The organism is Pedobacter nanyangensis (assembly GCF_003313505.1).
Classification (GTDB): Bacteria; Bacteroidota; Bacteroidia; order Sphingobacteriales; family Sphingobacteriaceae; genus Pedobacter; species Pedobacter nanyangensis.
Genome location: NZ_QMHO01000001.1, coordinates 361,404 through 377,636 on the forward strand (window position 1 = coordinate 361,404; position 16,233 = coordinate 377,636).

The 16,233-nt window shown below is 40.4% G+C and carries 13 protein-coding genes; 8 read left to right on the forward strand and 5 right to left on the reverse strand.

Features of this window, described 5'->3' with window-relative positions; translation table 11 throughout:
• Nucleotides 1-17: 17 nt before the first annotated feature.
• From DUT71_RS01730 to DUT71_RS01740, 3 genes are all read left to right on the forward strand, one after another.
• Nucleotides 18-980 (forward strand): phytanoyl-CoA dioxygenase family protein, encoded by a 963-nt coding sequence (locus DUT71_RS01730; protein WP_113660794.1) that lies wholly within the window; start codon nucleotides 18-20, stop codon nucleotides 978-980.
• A 39-nt stretch (nucleotides 981-1,019) separates the two neighbouring features.
• Nucleotides 1,020-2,222, forward strand: a complete 1,203-nt coding sequence (locus DUT71_RS01735; protein ID WP_113660795.1) for a DUF763 domain-containing protein — start codon at nucleotides 1,020-1,022, stop codon at nucleotides 2,220-2,222.
• Nucleotides 2,223-2,326: 104 nt separating this feature from the next.
• Nucleotides 2,327-2,872 (forward strand): transposase, encoded by a 546-nt coding sequence (locus DUT71_RS01740; protein ID WP_113660796.1) that lies wholly within the window; start codon nucleotides 2,327-2,329, stop codon nucleotides 2,870-2,872.
• A 73-nt stretch (nucleotides 2,873-2,945) separates the two neighbouring features.
• Here the strand turns inward: DUT71_RS01740 and recG are convergent, their stop codons facing one another.
• From recG to meaB, 5 genes are all read right to left on the reverse strand, one after another.
• The gene (gene recG / locus DUT71_RS01745; RefSeq protein ID WP_113660797.1) at nucleotides 2,946-5,054 is read right to left on the reverse strand and encodes an ATP-dependent DNA helicase RecG; all 2,109 of its coding nucleotides are present in this window, start codon (nucleotides 5,052-5,054) and stop codon (nucleotides 2,946-2,948) included.
• A 3-nt stretch (nucleotides 5,055-5,057) separates the two neighbouring features.
• Complete coding sequence (locus tag DUT71_RS01750; RefSeq protein ID WP_113660798.1) at nucleotides 5,058-5,966, reverse strand: EamA family transporter; 909 nt, start codon at nucleotides 5,964-5,966, stop codon at nucleotides 5,058-5,060.
• Between the two features lie 2 nt (nucleotides 5,967-5,968).
• Nucleotides 5,969-6,349, reverse strand: coding sequence for a Rid family detoxifying hydrolase (locus DUT71_RS01755; protein ID WP_113660799.1), 381 nt, complete (start codon nucleotides 6,347-6,349; stop codon nucleotides 5,969-5,971).
• A 259-nt stretch (nucleotides 6,350-6,608) separates the two neighbouring features.
• Entirely contained in the window at nucleotides 6,609-7,940 is a 1,332-nt protein-coding gene (locus DUT71_RS01760) for an OmpA family protein (RefSeq protein ID WP_113660800.1), read from the reverse strand.
• Between the two features lie 276 nt (nucleotides 7,941-8,216).
• Nucleotides 8,217-9,119 carry a methylmalonyl Co-A mutase-associated GTPase MeaB gene (gene meaB, locus DUT71_RS01765; RefSeq protein WP_113660801.1) on the reverse strand — a complete coding sequence of 301 codons (903 nt, stop codon included), beginning with the start codon at nucleotides 9,117-9,119 and terminating at the stop codon, nucleotides 8,217-8,219.
• Nucleotides 9,120-9,231: 112 nt separating this feature from the next.
• Between meaB and DUT71_RS01770 the strand changes: the two genes are divergently transcribed.
• The 5 genes from DUT71_RS01770 to DUT71_RS01790 all read left to right on the forward strand — a co-directional run bounded on the left by DUT71_RS01770 (nucleotide 9,232) and on the right by DUT71_RS01790 (nucleotide 16,207).
• The gene (locus DUT71_RS01770) at nucleotides 9,232-11,070 is read left to right on the forward strand and encodes an ABC transporter ATP-binding protein (protein WP_113660802.1); all 1,839 of its coding nucleotides are present in this window, start codon (nucleotides 9,232-9,234) and stop codon (nucleotides 11,068-11,070) included.
• Entirely contained in the window at nucleotides 11,060-11,995 is a 936-nt protein-coding gene (locus tag DUT71_RS01775; RefSeq protein ID WP_113660803.1) for a glycosyltransferase family 2 protein, read from the forward strand. The genes DUT71_RS01770 and DUT71_RS01775 overlap by 11 nt, the downstream gene beginning before the upstream one ends.
• A gap of 348 nt (nucleotides 11,996-12,343) precedes the next feature.
• Nucleotides 12,344-14,275, forward strand: coding sequence for a glycosyltransferase (locus DUT71_RS01780; RefSeq protein WP_162795912.1), 1,932 nt, complete (start codon nucleotides 12,344-12,346; stop codon nucleotides 14,273-14,275).
• Nucleotides 14,272-15,105 (forward strand): glycosyltransferase family 2 protein, encoded by an 834-nt coding sequence (locus DUT71_RS01785; protein ID WP_113660805.1) that lies wholly within the window; start codon nucleotides 14,272-14,274, stop codon nucleotides 15,103-15,105. Before DUT71_RS01780 ends, DUT71_RS01785 begins: the two co-directional genes overlap by 4 nt.
• A gap of 10 nt (nucleotides 15,106-15,115) precedes the next feature.
• Nucleotides 15,116-16,207, forward strand: coding sequence for a glycosyltransferase family 4 protein (locus DUT71_RS01790; RefSeq protein WP_113660806.1), 1,092 nt, complete (start codon nucleotides 15,116-15,118; stop codon nucleotides 16,205-16,207).
• Nucleotides 16,208-16,233 lie beyond the last annotated feature (26 nt).

Below are 16,233 nucleotides of genomic sequence, written 5' to 3' on the forward strand. Positions count from 1 at the left end.
TCATTTTCTATACAGCAATGATTAGATCAAATTTCCCTTGGGTTGAATCCCCTTTCTTTTCGGAAATCATTAAAGAAAAAAACCTAAGCAACGAACAAAAAAAGTTAGCAGAAGATTATCATAGAGACGGCTTTGTTCTTTTACCTAACTTTTTCCCCGCCGAACTGATCGAAAAAGTTCAAAAAGACACCCAAGAGAAAGGTTTCAACCCCAATTTCGAAATCAAAACCTATAGAGATGACAAAAGAGTACAGGATTTTTGGAAAGCTTCGCAAGCCTGCAAGGAATTGGCAGCCTATAAACCTATCCTAGAAACCTTATCTATGCTCTATGGAAGAGAAGCATTTCCTTTTCAAACCCTAAACTTTAAAGTTGGAAGCCAACAAAGGGCACATTCAGATACGATCCATTTCAGTTCGCTACCCGCTAAATTTATGTGTGGCGTATGGGTTGCATTGGAAGACATTACCGAAGAAAACGGCCCTTTATTTTATTACCCAGGCTCACATCGACTACCCGAATACGATTTTTCCCAAATTAAAGAAAGCGCAAAAACCACATCCTATCTTGATTATCCAGAGTACGAAGACTTTATCGAAGAGATTGTCAAATTCAGTTCCTTCGAAAAAAAATCTTTCTACGCCAAAAAAGGCGACGCATTAATTTGGTCTAGCAATATCTTGCACGGAGGCTCTCCTGTGCTAAAGGAAGGTTCAACCAGATGGTCTCAGGTTACGCATTACTTCTTTAAAGATTGTTATTATTATACGCCAATGTTAAGCAACATGGTAACAGATGAGCTCAACCTAAGAAACAAGTTAACCAATATCGCTACAGGCGAAAGAGTTGTTCCCAGCTATAACGGCGAAAAGCTCAACTATTTAAAAACAACCAAAACCCATTATATCTTCAATAGTTCGGCCGCTAAGCCAAAAAACACGTTGCGCCTTTTATTCCAGAATTTATTTAAAAGGAAATAATTAATTACGTTCGGCTTTTTTTGCTAAATTTGTTAGTAAATGAAAAGAACGGGCACTGCCGATTTACCTTTACATTACGGGGCCGTTCCGCCATGGTTAGCGGAGCGTATGGCCAAATTGGGGCTGGCCATTACCGAACAAATTTTAGCCAATAAAGGTAAAGACGACTTCCTGAGCCGAATGAGCAGCCCCTTCTGGTTTCAAAGCCTTGGTGCCGTAATGGGCATGGACTGGCATTCATCAGGCATCACTACTTCGGTAATGGGCGCTCTTAAAAAAGCCATCAATCCAAATGCAGCCACCTTTGGCCTATATGTTTGCGGGGGCAAAGGAAAGTTTTCCAGAGAAACGCCCACAGAACTTGCCAAGTTTGCACAGCTTAACGGATTAGATGGCGACAACCTGGTACGCAGCAGCAAGCTTTCGGCAAAGGTAGACAATACCGCCATTCAGGACGGTTTCCAACTGTACCAACATCACTTTGTGGTAAGCACCGAAGGAAACTGGACAGTAGTACAACAGGGCATGAGCGATACAACCTCTACCGCTAGGCGCTACCATTGGCACTCGGCCAATATCCAATCCTTTACCGAAACGCCACACACGTTTATTTACGGCGAAAACCAGGGGAAAATATTAAACCTAACCGATAAGAAAGCACAGCCCCTTAAAAAGTCGATGCTGGAAATGATGGCAGAACCCCCAAAAAAAATGTTGGCAGAAATCAGCAAACTGGTGATGCCCAAACATCATGAGGTGCAGGCCAAAGACGTTGATCTCAAACGCCTGGGCTCCATCCTATGGCTGGCCCAAAACAACAACATTTCCAACTTTGAGGAGTTGCTCCTTTTGGAAGGGCTGGGACCGCGAACGCTGCAATCACTTGCCCTGGTAAGCGAAGTAATTTATGGAAACCCCTCGCGCTTTAAAGATCCCGCCAGGTTTTCCTTTGCCAACGGCGGTAAAGATGGCCACCCGTTTCCAGTTCCTGTCAACGTGTACGACGAAACCATCAAAACGCTCAATGATGCCATCAAAAAATCGAAAATAGGGAACGCAGACAAAGCAGAAGCGATTAGATCGCTTTCCCAAATTGCAGCCCGTGTTGAAAGGGATTTTATTCCCAACGGAAACTTGGATGCCGTAATTGCTCAAGAACGTGCAAACTCCTGGAAGTACGGCGGCAGAACGGTTTTTGGCAAAGCAAAAAGGCCCGGCGGCCAGTTGAGTTTGTTTGAGTGAGTGAGATTATTTTCAGACTTACGAAGTTTTAAAAACTTCGTAAGTCTTACTATAGCACAAGCACAAGCTTTTTTCAAAATTATTTTCCTTAGTTTTAATTATCTATGAAAACAGAAGAAGGAAAATATTACCCTATTTATAACAGAGGAAACAATAAGGAGAATATCTTTTTCGATACAGAAAATTATTTTTTCTTTCTGGACAAATTTAAAGCTTATGTCCTCCCTTATGCTGATATCTTCGCTTATTGTTTAATGCCGAATCATTTTCATTTTTTCTGCAGAATCATTGATTCAATACATTTCGAAAAAAGCATTAAGAACTTTTTCATTTCATATTCAAAGGCCATTAACAAAAAATACGGTAGAGTTGGCAGTTTGTTCCAAGGCCGCTATAAAACTTCTGAAATAACCTCCGATTCTTACTTTACAAGAATTATAACTTACATCCATCAAAATCCACTTGCGTCGAAACTAACCGACAAATTAGAAAACTACAAGTTCTCATCTTACTCCGCATATTTATTTCCACACCAGAATTCCTCTCTAAAAAGAGAAGAAGTATTAGATTGGTTTGGAGGGCTAGAAGAATTCATAAAAAGCCATCGGATAATTGAAAGTTCCAAAGTTCTTAAAGCTCCTAAAAGCTAATCTGAGTATTTTTTCCATTTGTTATGGAGACTTACGAAGTTTTGAAAACTTCGTAAGTCTAATTAGGCGCTAACTACGAGATCTTATCGAAACTAATCCCAACATTTTTCTTTGCTAAAAAGCTCTTCAACAAACTATTGTCCGGATTTTCCAAGTTGGGATCTTGGTCAAAAAGCGCTATAACCGTATTTCGGGCTTCTTTAAGGATGGCTTGGTCCTTTACCAAGTCTGCTACTTTTAACTCAACCGTTCCGCTCTGCTGTGTTCCGGTAATATCACCCGGACCACGTAGCTCCAAATCTATTTCTGATATTTCAAAGCCATTATTGGTACGTACCATGGTTTCCAATCGTTTCTTAGAGACGGGATTAAGCTTATTTCCCGACATCAATATACAGAAAGACTGCTCTGCACCTCGGCCAACCCTTCCGCGCAACTGGTGCAGTTGCGAAAGGCCAAACCGCTCGGCATTTTCAATCACCATTACCGAAGCGTTGGGCACATTTACCCCCACTTCAATCACGGTAGTGGCTACCATAATCTGTGTTTTGCCATCAATAAACCGTTGCATCTCAAACTGCTTATCTACATTGTTTAGTTTGCCATGTACAATACTGATTTGATACTGCGGCAACGGAAACTGATAGCTAAGTTGCTCAATGCCCGCTTCCAGGTGCAGCAGATCCAGCTTCTCGCTTTCCTTAATCAGCGGATACACCACATAAACCTGCCGGCCTTTGGCTATCTCCTGTTTCATAAAGCCAAACATGCGCATACGCTGGCTTTCCAACAAATGCCGGGTTTCGATGGGCTTTCTGCCCGCAGGCAATTCATCAATCACCGAAACATCCAAATCACCATATAAAGTCATGGCTAAAGTTCTCGGAATTGGCGTTGCGGTCATGACCAAAATGTGCGGGGGAATACTGTTCTTTCTCCAAAGCTTTGCACGTTGCTCTACCCCAAAACGATGTTGCTCGTCAATAACCACCAAGCCCAGGTTTTTAAACTTCACCTTATCTTCAATAAGCGCATGGGTGCCTACCAAAATAGCTATTTCCCCATTTTCCAACTGCCCATGTAAAACGGCTCTTTGCTTTTTGGTGGTGGTTCCGGTTAAAATTGCCACCTTGGCCAATTGCCCCTTAAGCATCCCCACAAGCGACTCGTAATGCTGACGGGCCAAAATCTCCGTAGGAGCCATCATACAGGCCTGGTAGCCATTATCATTAGCCAGCAACATGCTCATTAGTGCAACCACTGTTTTCCCGCTTCCTACATCGCCTTGAACCAGTCTGTTCATTTGTGTTCCCCGCTGGGTATCTGTCCTAATTTCCTTAATTACCCGTTTTTGAGCATTAGTAAGACCAAACGGGATGATTTCATGATAAAATTTATTGACCCGTTCCCCAACATTATCAAACAAGGCCCCTTTAAACTTTAAGCTTCTTAAATGCTTATTATGTAGCAATTGCAGTTGTATAAAGAAAAGCTCTTCAAACTTTAGTCTACGCTCTGCCTGTTGCAGCATATTCGCATTGGCGGGGAAATGAATGCTGATAATCGCATCCCTTTTCCCAATCAGCTTGTACTTTTCCAGGATATATCTGGGCAGGGTTTCCCGTATTTCATTAGCGTGCAGTTCTAGCAATTGGTAAATGAGTTTCTGGATACCCTTGCTATCCAGGAAGGCTTTCTTCAGTTTTTCGGTAGAACTGTAGATCGGTTGCAGGGTAATATTTCCCGCTACTCCCGCTTGCTGCCTTGGGTAGTTTTCCAGGTCGGGATGCGAAATACTGAAGCTACCGTTAAAAAAGCTGGGCTTGCCAAAGGCGATATAGGTATTGCCTCTATAAACATTTTCCTCCACCCACTTTAAACTTTGAAACCAAACCAGCTCCATCCTTCCCGTTTCATCCTCAAACTTAAGGACCATTCGCTTCTTCTGTTTTTCTCCAACGGTTTCCTTGCTCACCACCTTACCAATCACCTGCACCAATGGCATATCCATATTAAGCTCGCCTATCTTATAAAAACGGGTCCGATCTATGTACCTAAATGGATAATGATGCAAGAGCTGCTCGTAAGTAGAAAACCCTAGTTCCTTTTGGAGCAACTCAGCACGTTTAGGCCCAACACCTTTAAGGTAAGCCAAAGGGGTTTCTAAATTTGACGCAAACAAAATCTAGTGTTTTCTTTTAAAGGTAAGCATATCTTTAATCATGTTCCAATTAAATAGGAAAACGGCAAATAGCAACAGCAAATAAGCCATCAGCTGATGCGGGTCTATCTTTTCGTTAAAGTATAGGATAGCTACCGTAAAAGCGATAATTGGATTGATATAAATTATAATGCCCAGGGTTGATGATGGAATGCCCACCAGCGCAAAAAGACTAAGGAAAAGCGGCAACACCGTAAATAGTACAGCAATTAGCAATACATTTAACCAAAAGCCAGGCTCGGCAGGCAAGGCGGTATGGTGGTAAAGGTAAAAAGGCAGCATTAAAAACACTGCAATGGTGATTTGAACGGCAAGCACATTCAACTTGTCAAGCCCCTGCATTTTACGCTGTATGATCAGGTAAAAGGCATATAGTGCAGCAATAACTACCGACCACGCCACCTCAATCAAAGACCCTGTTGCCAGCATCAGGATACTGGATGTGGCCAACAACAGCGCAATGATCTGAATTTTGTATAAATGCTCCTTAAGGATCACAAAACCGCCAAAGGCAGTAATCAATGGGCAAACCATGTAGGCAAATGCCCCCGATTTTATGCTCACGTTGTTAATGGCATAAATAAATGTGTACCAATTGAGCACCAAAAGTATGGTAGCGCCAACCACCTGCAACCAAATGGTTCTTTTTTCTTTGGAGCTGCACAGTTTAAAGTAACCAATGTCTTTGTGAAGCTCCTTCCTTCTGAACAAAAAGATAGCCAGCCATATTACCACCAATGAGGTAAATATGCGATAATATAAAATCTGCTCTGATGGATAAGATTTAAGGTTTCTTAGCGGAATGGCAAAGAAACCCCAAATCACGGCGGATAGTACTCCAGAAAAAAGATACTTTGATTTATTTGGGGTCAAGGTTATGCTTTGTATGCAGTGATGGAGATTTCAACATTTACCCCTTTGGGCAAGCCCTTAACTGCCACGGTTTCCCTTGCAGGAAAATCACTTTTGAAATAAGAACCATAAATCTCGTTTACTTGGGCAAACAAAGACATATCAGAAAGGAATATAGTGGTTTTAATGATGTGCTCAAACTCATATTCCGCTTCAATCAATAACGCTTTAATGTTACGCATTACCTGGTGGGTTTCTTCTTCTAGGGAAGGATTGTTGAGTTCGTTGTTTTCAGGGTTGATGGCAATTTGGCCCGAAGCAAACAAAAAGCCATTGGCAATAATTGCTTGGCTATATGGGCCAATTGGGGCCGGTGCATTGGTGGTATAAACGATCTTTTTCATCTGTTAATTTTAAACTGTTGGGTAACGCCGCCATACAATCAATTTCAAAATGACGGAGCGCTATGGTTTTAGAATAAGGTTTCAATAAGCTTGTACAAAATACCCACAACAAACACCGTGATGGCAATGTAATTGATTACACGCATAATCCTTACGTTTTTGCTTGGGCTTTTAAGTTTTGGCATATACAAATTTAGGCATAAAAAAAGGGCCTCGAAAATTTCGAGGCCCTTTTTTATAATGTTCTTACTAAGAAATATTAGTTTCTTGAAGACTCAACACGACGGTTTTGAATACGACCTTCTTCTGTATCGTTAGAAGCAATTGGTCTGCTCTCGCCGTAACCTTTAACAACAACGTTGCTAGCGTTAACGCCTGAGTTTACTAAGTAAGTTTTAACAGAGTTAGCTCTGTCTTTAGATAACTTCATGTTGTATGCAGCAGTACCTTCGCTAGAAGCGTGACCAGCTACAGTCACTTTACCACCGTTTTCACGCAAGATAGAAGATAATTTATCTAAAGTTGGGTAAGATTCAGTTTTCAACACTGAGCTATTGAACTCAAATTGGATAGTTTCGAAACCAGTTACACCAGTGCTAGGAGCTACTGTTTGAGTTTGCTCAGGGAATTTAATTGTACGACCTGAACCGTCAACCACAGCACCTGGAGCTGAATTAGGTTCTTTATCGAACATATCAGCTACACCGTCACCATCGCTATCTTTTTTCAAATCTTCAACAGATTTTTCTACGTTAGCAACACGGTTTTTCAACGCTTCAACTTCTTGACGTAATGAAGGATCTTTCAATTCATCATACATCATAGCCAAAGGATTAACCCAATCCAAGTTTGGTTTAGATTTAGAGCCTAATGAGAATTCAAGACCAGCTGATCCGTAAGAGAATTTATCTTTAGAGATAGATTTTGCATAAACTCCATCAAGGTTATCACCATCAACAAAGTTCATGGTATAAGCTAAGTTGAAAGATACGCGATCAGAAACTTTAAACTTGATACCAGCACCTACAGGGATATAAGCTTCTTTGATGAAGTCTTTATCGCTATCTGAACCAAATTGACCTTTTCTATCAACACCGTTAACTTTTGGGTTGTAAGCAATAACACCATAACCAGCGGTTACGAAGAAGTTTACTGAGTTTTCACGACGTAAGAAGTCAACAGTTGCTACGTTAACAACACCTCTTAAGTCAGCTGAATACTGGATATCAGTTTCAAACTCTCTAACACCACCAACAGCACCGCCAGCGGCATCTTTATTAGTACCAGAAAGTTTACCACGGAAGATGTTACCTTCTAAGCCAAAAGCATGACCTAATTGTTTACGCAATGAAATTCCGTAACCTAAGTTTACATCCCAGTTAGTAAAATCGTTTGATCCACCGGTTAGAACAACTGGTGCCAAAACACCACCGTTAATACCTAAAGACCATGTTCTGTACTGTGCCCTACCACCAAATACCTTGGCAGAAGAGGAAGTTGCAGGAGCATCCTGAGCACTAGCAAGAGAAGAAACTCCTACTAAAGCTACTAAAGAAGCTGCTACGCCCTTTTTTAAAGTAGAATAATTCATAATTTTCTTTTTAAGGTTAAACAAAATATTTATTGTATAATTTTTTGCAACACAAAATTAAACAAATTTTTATAATCTCAAAACCATACACAAACTCCGTTCCAAATATGCAATATGGATAAAAACCACACAAAAAATTAAAATTTTATATTGATTTCCAACTTGTTGTGGCAGATTTAACGAAGTTTAACAAAAAAAAGTGGTTTGTACGGCGTAAAGCACACTTCGCACCGTGGTGTACAATCAGTCCTAAATTATATACAAACCTCTACACAGCTATATTAGCCGCTCTACAAACCTGTACATATTAAACCTACCATCCGCCAGTTCCAATTTAATAAGGTCATGAAGCCTGCCGCGGTCAATGTCCTTCATGCGCTTGCTTTGGATAAGCTTAAAGGCCTGATCGGCCAAAAGGTATGTGATCTTGGAGCCGTCGCCATACTCGGCATTTAAAATCCAGTTGCACAAAGCGCCTACTCCAATGTTTTTGTCGGCAACGGTTTTAAATACAGGAACCTGTTGATGTTGTTCCCGGACCATCTTTTGAAGATTGTTGGCAAATGTATCTGCGCCATCCCGATCTGCCTTGTTTACCACAAAGGCCTGGGCAACCTCCATCAGCCCTGATTTAATATGCTGTATTTCATCTCCTGCCTCGGGCACCAACACCAAAACCGTTTGATCGGCCAAGCCTGCAATTTCTATTTCCGACTGCCCAACGCCTACTGTTTCAATAATAATCAAATCAAAATGGCTTGATCTTAGCACATCAACCATTTCAATAGTTTTCGCGGAAATTCCGCCTAGCGAGCCTCTTGTGGCTACCGAGCGGATAAATACATTGGGGTGGTTAAAATGTTTTGACATCCTGATCCTATCGCCCAATAGGGAGCCATAGTTAAAAGGTGACGATGGGTCTACAGCAAGGATGGCCACCCGCTTATCTAACCGACAAAACTCTTCGGTGATGGCGCTAACCAAGGTACTTTTGCCTGCACCAGGTGGCCCGGTAATACCCACCACGGGAATCTTTCTGTTTATCGAAAGCGACTTTAACAGGTCGGCCGCCGGGGCAATATCATTCTCTACCAAGGTTAATGCCCTGGCCAGCGCAATAAAATCCCCTCCGGCTATTTTGCTAACCAACTGATCCAAATAAACCTGTGCAGCATCCATATCAACAAAGAAACACCATAAATTTAAAACTTTGGTTGAAAGGAGTAAATATAATGCAATGACAGAAGATTTCTTAAAAACCTTAACTTTGTTTTCTTTTTATAGACTTTAGATGAAAATATATTTCAGGTTATTATCCTTTGCCAAACCCATCGAGAAGTTCGCAATCCCCTATGTGATTGCAACCATGCTTTCGATTTTGTTTGGCACTTTAAATCTTGCGCTGTTATCTCCTCTTTTTGAGACCTTGCTCCAAGCAAATAAAGCTACCATAAGTGCTCCAGGCTCCTCAAAACAACCCTCTTCTGATTTTGATATCCTTGGCCAGTTTAGGCAATTCGTTAACGACTCCATCAATGCCGTTGGGGCCGAAAAAACCTTAGCCTATGTCTGTATCGTTATTGTTTGCTCGGTATTGCTTTCCAACCTTTTCAAATACTTTTCGCAAAGGGTAATGGAAGACCTAAGGGTGCACACCCTGTTGAATTTCAGGAGAACGGTTTTTAACAACGTGATGAATTTGCATGTTGGTTATTTTAGTAACGAAAGAAAAGGCGACATCATTTCCAAAGTAGCTTCAGACGTACAGGTGGTACAGTTTACGGTAACCAACACCCTACAGGTAGTTTTTAAGGAACCCGTTACGCTCATTGTGTACATTGTTATGCTGTTGCTGATTTCCGTAAAGCTAACGCTGTTTTCTTTGTTGGTTATTCCGGTGTCGGCGTTCATTATCAGTAAAATTGTAAAGCGGCTTAAACAACAGGCCAAAGAAGCGCATGAGTCATTTGCCAAAATGATTGGCTTTTTGGACGAAGCTTTGGGCGGCATCAAAATCATCAAGGCCTTTAACGCATCAAACCGGATCAAAGAGAAGTTCAACCAAGAAAACATCTTCTACTCAAACCTTACCCGTAAAATGGTAAGAAGGCAACAGTTGGGCTCTCCGGTGTCAGAATTTTTGGGCGTACTTATGGTGGCCATTATTGTTTGGTACGGCGGCACTTTGATTTTGCACAATGAGCAGGATGCTTTGGCTCCTTCGGATTTCATTGCTTACATCGCTATTTTTTCGCAGGTGATGCGCCCGGCCAAATCCTTAACCGATTCGTTTAGCGGCATACACTCGGGCATTGCCGCCGGCGAAAGGGTGCTTGGACTGATTGATACCAAGCCTGAGCTCACTAACAAAGCTGATGCGAAAAACCTAGAGAGCTTTAACCAGGCTTTGGAGCTGAAAAATGTAAGCTTCTCGTATGGCGAAAAAGAAATCTTAAAAAACATTAACCTAAAAATCGAAAAAGGGAAAACCTTTGCCTTGGTTGGCCCTTCTGGTGGCGGAAAAAGTACGCTGATGGATTTAATTCCTCGTTTTTACGCACCAAAAGAAGGAAGTATCCTTATTGATGGACATGACTATGAAGATGTGACTGTTGAAAGCATCAGGTCTAAAATGGGGATTGTTAATCAGGAATCCTTTCTTTTTAACGATTCGATATTCAATAACATCGCCTTTGGCAAACCAGATGCTACCGAAGAGGAAGTTATTGCCGCGGCAAAAATTGCCAATGCCCACGACTTTATCCTAAATACGGAAAATGGTTATCACACTACTGTCGGTGATCGTGGCAACAAACTCTCTGGAGGGCAGCGGCAAAGGGTTTGTATTGCCCGTGCCGTGTTGGCCAACCCTCCAATTATGCTGTTGGATGAAGCCACCTCGGCATTGGATACCGAGTCAGAAAAACTGGTGCAGGAAGCTTTAAACAACCTGATGCAAAACCGTACTTCGGTGGTAATTGCACACCGTTTAAGCACCATACAACATGCCGATAAAATTGTGGTGATTGACAAAGGACAAATTGTTGAACAAGGCAACCATAACGAACTACTTGCCCAAAAAGGGCTTTATCATCGTTTAATTGAAATGCAGGCTTTTCATGAACAATAAACAACCCTTAGTTTCAATTGCGGTTTGCACCTACAATGGTGAGCGTTTCCTACAAGAACAGCTCGATTCAGTTATCGCTCAAACTTACGGACCTCTAGAAATTGTTGTGGTGGACGACTGTTCAAAAGACGGCACAGTTAACCTGCTTAAACAATACGAGGAAAAGCATCCGAACTTTAGCGTATATTATAACGATCAAAATTTAGGGTATATCAAGAATTTTGAGAAGGCTATTTCTTTATGCAATGGGGATTATATTGCCCTGTGTGACCAAGACGATATTTGGGCCGCCAATAAAATAGCCCTGCAATTAGAAGCCATTGGCGATAACATGCTCATTTATCATGATTCTGAGTTTATAGATCAAAACGGGGATCCGCTTCATTCTTCTATTTCTCAAATTCTGAACATGTACCAAGGCAATAGCCCTCAACCTTTTTTATTCTATAATTGCGTTTCTGGCCACGCTAGCCTTTTCAAACGAGAACTTACCAACCATTGTCTTCCTTTCCCAAAGGGCATGTTCCACGATAGATGGATGGCTTTTGTAGCAGCCAACCTAGGTTCCATCTCATACATAGATCAAAAACTGGTAAAATATAGGCAACACGAAAACTCCGACACCAACATTTTAAAAATAAAGCGTGACAAAAACAGGCCGGTAACCATTGGCAGGGCCAAAATTGTTGCTGCAATAAAAGAGATGGAGATTTTCAGCAGTTTTACAAAGCTCAAGGATAAAGAGTTTATCGAAAAACTTTTAAAATACCAAAGAAGCAGACTGGATAGCTACCTATCTATCAGGTTGGTTTTACTGATGTTTGCCAATTACAAATTGCTGCTATACATCTCCAAAAAAGGGGCTTTAAGCAAATTCAATTTTATTTTTAAGCATATTTGGGGAGCTAAAATTAAAAAGGCCTAATTCCATATTTAATATTCCTCTGGGTTTCAAACTAAATAAATGAAGGCATACCGCTGGATAGATAAATACAACTACAAAAATTCCTTCAAAATAATAAGGGAATATAGCCTCGCTAAGCAAAATGGAAAATCAAAGCTATTTTGTTTGCACCCATTGTTATGGCCAAAGTATTTATTGAGGTTAACACTTGTTTTTTTTTCCATCATATTATTCAAAAAATCAGCATACCATTCTTTTGCACAACTGATTAACACGCCTTTTTCTTTTATAGAATCACCAAAAAAGACCAATCCTTTTATATCAAAGTTCAAAGATATTATAGCTACATTATTTGGTTATCGATTTTTTTTGGAACCAAGATTATTGCCGCTGTTAAATATCAAATCGTTAAAACAGGTGTCCTTGGATTTTCCAAATCACGAAAATCCAACCGTGAGTATAGTCATCCCTGCGGGAGATGATTTAGCCTTCACTTATAACTGCCTGCGGTCCATTTCCGAAAACACCGCAAGGGAAATTCCTTTTCAAATCATCATCGTTGATGACTGCCCCACAGATTTCAGCAAAAGCTTCTTTCAAAGCCAAATCAAGGAGATTACATATATTACCAATGAAAAGGCTCTAGGCCTTTCGGCTTGCTATGGTAAAGCCTCGGGTTTTGCCAAAGGCGAGTTTATTTGCCTGTTAAACAACCATGTTCAAGTTAAAAAAAACTGGCTGTCTAGCTTGCTAGAAACCCTACAGGATAAAAATGTTGGCCTAGCTGGTAGTCAGTTAATTTATACCAACGGAATACTCCAACAAGCAGGAGGGATCATTTTCTCAGACGCAAGCGTAACCAGCTATGGCAAATTTGAGGATATTAACAACCCTATTTACAATTATGCCAGAGAAGCAGATTATTGCGCCACTGCTTGCATGCTACTTCGCAAAAAAGATTTCGATGATGTGGCGAAATTTGACTTAAGGGATTATTCTGATGTCGAACTTTCTTTTGCCGTTAGACATGGACTAAAAAAGAAAGTAGTTTACCAAGCGCTATCTAAAGTTGTTTGCTATAAGGATTTTTCGGCAATTCAACAGGATAGACAAGCGATAGAAAAGTTGAGCGAAAATATTGGGGTAGATTTGAATTTATACCCTAAACCGAATGACGTAAAAGCTGCTGTATCGAAATACTTCGGCCATCGAATTATCATGATAGACGACAATATTCCCGAACCCGACAAAGACTCAGGCTCGGTAAGGCTTAATCAGATTATTCAGATACTCCTTTCCCTGGGAAATCACGTAACATTTCTTCCCAACACGGGTATAAAGAATAGCAGGTACTTCGAAAAACTTGCGGCCAAAGGTGTTCAGGTGCTTTATAGGTTTCCCAACAGAAATGGGATGCTCCAGCTGCTACAGCAACAATTGGCAGATATCAATCTGATCTGGGTTTGCAAACCTCACAACTATGCTTCCTTACAGGGTTACTTTACCGATAAACAGAAAATTGTTTATGACACTGTGGATCTTCACTATGTGAGGATTGGCAGGGAGGCAAAACTGCTAAACTCTGCGGAATTGCAAAGTGAGGCTAATTCATTAAAAGACCAAGAGCTTTCCTTTGCTAAAAAATCTGACTTAACACTAACGGTAACCCAGGATGAGAAGGAATCGTTGATAAAAGAAGGTATAAAACATGTGGAAGTAGTTCCCAATATCCATATTCTTTCCAATTCAAATGAGGCCAGGCCTTTCAACGAAAGAAAGGGACTGCTTTTTATTGGCGGCTACGCACATAAACCCAATGTAGATGCGGCCAAATGGCTTATTCATCACATTATGCCTACTGTTTGGGAAAAAGATCCTGCGATGGTAGTAACCTTGTTGGGAAGCAATCCGCCCGCGGAGGTACTCGAGTTGGCCTCAGAAAAAGTTATTGTACCAGGTTACGTTGAAGACGTAAGCGAGTATTTTAACAACAACAGGATATTTGTAGCTCCCTTACGTTATGGCGCCGGCATGAAAGGTAAAATTGGACAAAGCTTAGAGTTTGGCTTACCGATAGTTTCTACCGATATAGGAGTAGAGGGGATGAACCTTGTTGACGGCGAACAGGTACTGACCGCAAATGAAAATCTTCTTTTCGCCCAAAAGATCTTAACATTATATAATGATCAATATCTTTGGGAAAAGATCAGGAAAAATTCCATTGAGGCCTTGCTTCCCTTTACGCCCGAAGCCGTATCAGTCAAAATTAATATGCTTCTAAAATCTCTAAATTCCCGATGAATCCGATTTTGTCAATCATAACCATCAACTACAACAACCTCAAGGGGCTTAAACAAACGATGGATTCCGTGTTCACGCAACAATCTCGTGAACAATTCGAGTATATCGTTATTGATGGAAATAGTACGGACGGAAGTAGTGATTTAATACAAGAAAACTCCAATAAAATTGACAAGTGGTTAAGTGAGCCTGACAAAGGCATATATAATGCCATGAACAAAGGCATAAAAATGTCTAAAGGCACTTACCTGCTTTTTTTAAACAGTGGAGATTGTTTGTACGAAAAAACGACGATACAAACTATTATCAAAGAATTTAGCGAAGACCTGGATATTTATTATGGCGATATTATTTATGATGAAGGTTTTAAGAAAGAACATCGCACATTTCCAGACAAACTAACTTTTAAGTTCTTTTACAACCACAACATTTCTCACCAGGCCTCTTTTATCAAAAAAGATTTATTCGATTCTATTTTCTATTATAACGAGAATTTTAAAATAGTTTCGGATTGGGAATTTTTTGCCTATGCCATTTGCAAAAAAGAAGCGTCCTATAAACATTTGCCTATAATTGTAACGGTTTATGAAGCTACGGGCCTGTCTTCAAATACAGATAACCATCCTGCAATGTACGCCGAAAGAGAAGCCTCTTTAAACAAGCTTTTCCCTGAGTTTATTGCTGATTACAATTATTTAAAAGAGCTGGAATTTAAAAAGTTGCAACAGTTTATGCACATCAAAAAACACAAAGTTGCATACGCATTTTTAAAGGCCTTTATGAAAGTTATCCTTTTATTCTTGCCTAAATACAATTCAAAAACGCAATAACCCAACCGCTATGAAAATCCTTTTCGACCATCAAACATTTACTGATCAAATTTATGGCGGTATATCAAGGTACTTTAAATATATTATTGATGGCATTAAGGATACGGAAGACATAGATTATAAACTTGGTGTATTACGCTCAAACAACTACTATATCAGGAATGAACATCAGGTTTTACGTCATAAAATTTATAACTCCTTGTTCAAAACACCACAGCGGCTACAAATACGTAATAACTCCTATTGTAAATACTTGATCAAGAAAGGCGATTTTTCGATATTACATCCTACATACTTTAATCCCTACGTGCTGAAGAACCTTAAAAGGCCTATGGTTTTAACGGTACATGACATGACCTATGAGGCCCTGCCAGAAATGTTCCCGGCAACAGATCCTCTTCCATATTACAAAAGAGTTATGATGGAACGTGCGGATAAAATCATTGCAATATCTGAACACACCAAAAATGATATTCTAAAGTACAGTAACATAAAAGCGGAAAAGATAGAAGTGGTGCACCATGGTATTGATTTAGCCCCAAACCTATACACCCCCGTAGAGAAGCTGCCAGAAAACTATATCCTATTTGTAGGTGGCCGATGGAGCTACAAGAACTTTTATATGCTTGCTGAGGCCTACAAGGTAATTTCCAAAAAATATCCTGATGTAAAGCTTGTACTCGCCGGAGGCGGGCCGTTGGCTTATGGAGAAACAGAATATCTGATAAGAAATGGTCTTACAGATAAAATACAACAAATTTCCGCAACCGACGAGCAATTGAATACGCTTTACAGAAACGCAATTTGCTTTGTATATCCGTCAAGCTACGAAGGATTTGGCCTTCCTATATTAGAGGCTTTTAAAAATGACTGTCCGGTAATTCTTAACCGCAGTAGCTGCTTTGAAGAAATTGCTACAGCGCAGAGCGCACTATTTTTCGAAAAAGACAACCTAGATTCATTGATCGCTAAACTTGATTTACTCATTAACGACCGGAAATTAGCCAGCCAGTTAAAGGAAGATGGCAAAAAAGAGCTTGCCCGCTATACCATAGAAAAATGCGTTGCGAAAACCCTAAACATCTATCGATCTTTAATCTAGGTATTCAGGTATAGCCTGTTGCCTGG

Excerpts from the sequence above, each read along its gene's own strand:
- DUT71_RS01730 (WP_113660794.1), top strand. The coding sequence starts at position 18 with ATGATTAGATCAAATTTCCCTTGGGTTGAATCCCCTTTCTTTTCGGAA.
- DUT71_RS01735 (WP_113660795.1), top strand. The coding sequence starts at position 1,020 with ATGAAAAGAACGGGCACTGCCGATTTACCTTTACATTACGGGGCCGTT.
- DUT71_RS01740 (WP_113660796.1), top strand. The coding sequence starts at position 2,327 with ATGAAAACAGAAGAAGGAAAATATTACCCTATTTATAACAGAGGAAAC.
- DUT71_RS01755 (WP_113660799.1), bottom strand. The coding sequence starts at position 6,349 with ATGAAAAAGATCGTTTATACCACCAATGCACCGGCCCCAATTGGCCCA.
- DUT71_RS01760 (WP_113660800.1), bottom strand. The coding sequence starts at position 7,940 with ATGAATTATTCTACTTTAAAAAAGGGCGTAGCAGCTTCTTTAGTAGCT.
- meaB (WP_113660801.1), bottom strand. The coding sequence starts at position 9,119 with ATGGATGCTGCACAGGTTTATTTGGATCAGTTGGTTAGCAAAATAGCC.
- DUT71_RS01770 (WP_113660802.1), top strand. The coding sequence starts at position 9,232 with ATGAAAATATATTTCAGGTTATTATCCTTTGCCAAACCCATCGAGAAG.
- DUT71_RS01775 (WP_113660803.1), top strand. The coding sequence starts at position 11,060 with ATGAACAATAAACAACCCTTAGTTTCAATTGCGGTTTGCACCTACAAT.
- DUT71_RS01785 (WP_113660805.1), top strand. The coding sequence starts at position 14,272 with ATGAATCCGATTTTGTCAATCATAACCATCAACTACAACAACCTCAAG.
- DUT71_RS01790 (WP_113660806.1), top strand. The coding sequence starts at position 15,116 with ATGAAAATCCTTTTCGACCATCAAACATTTACTGATCAAATTTATGGC.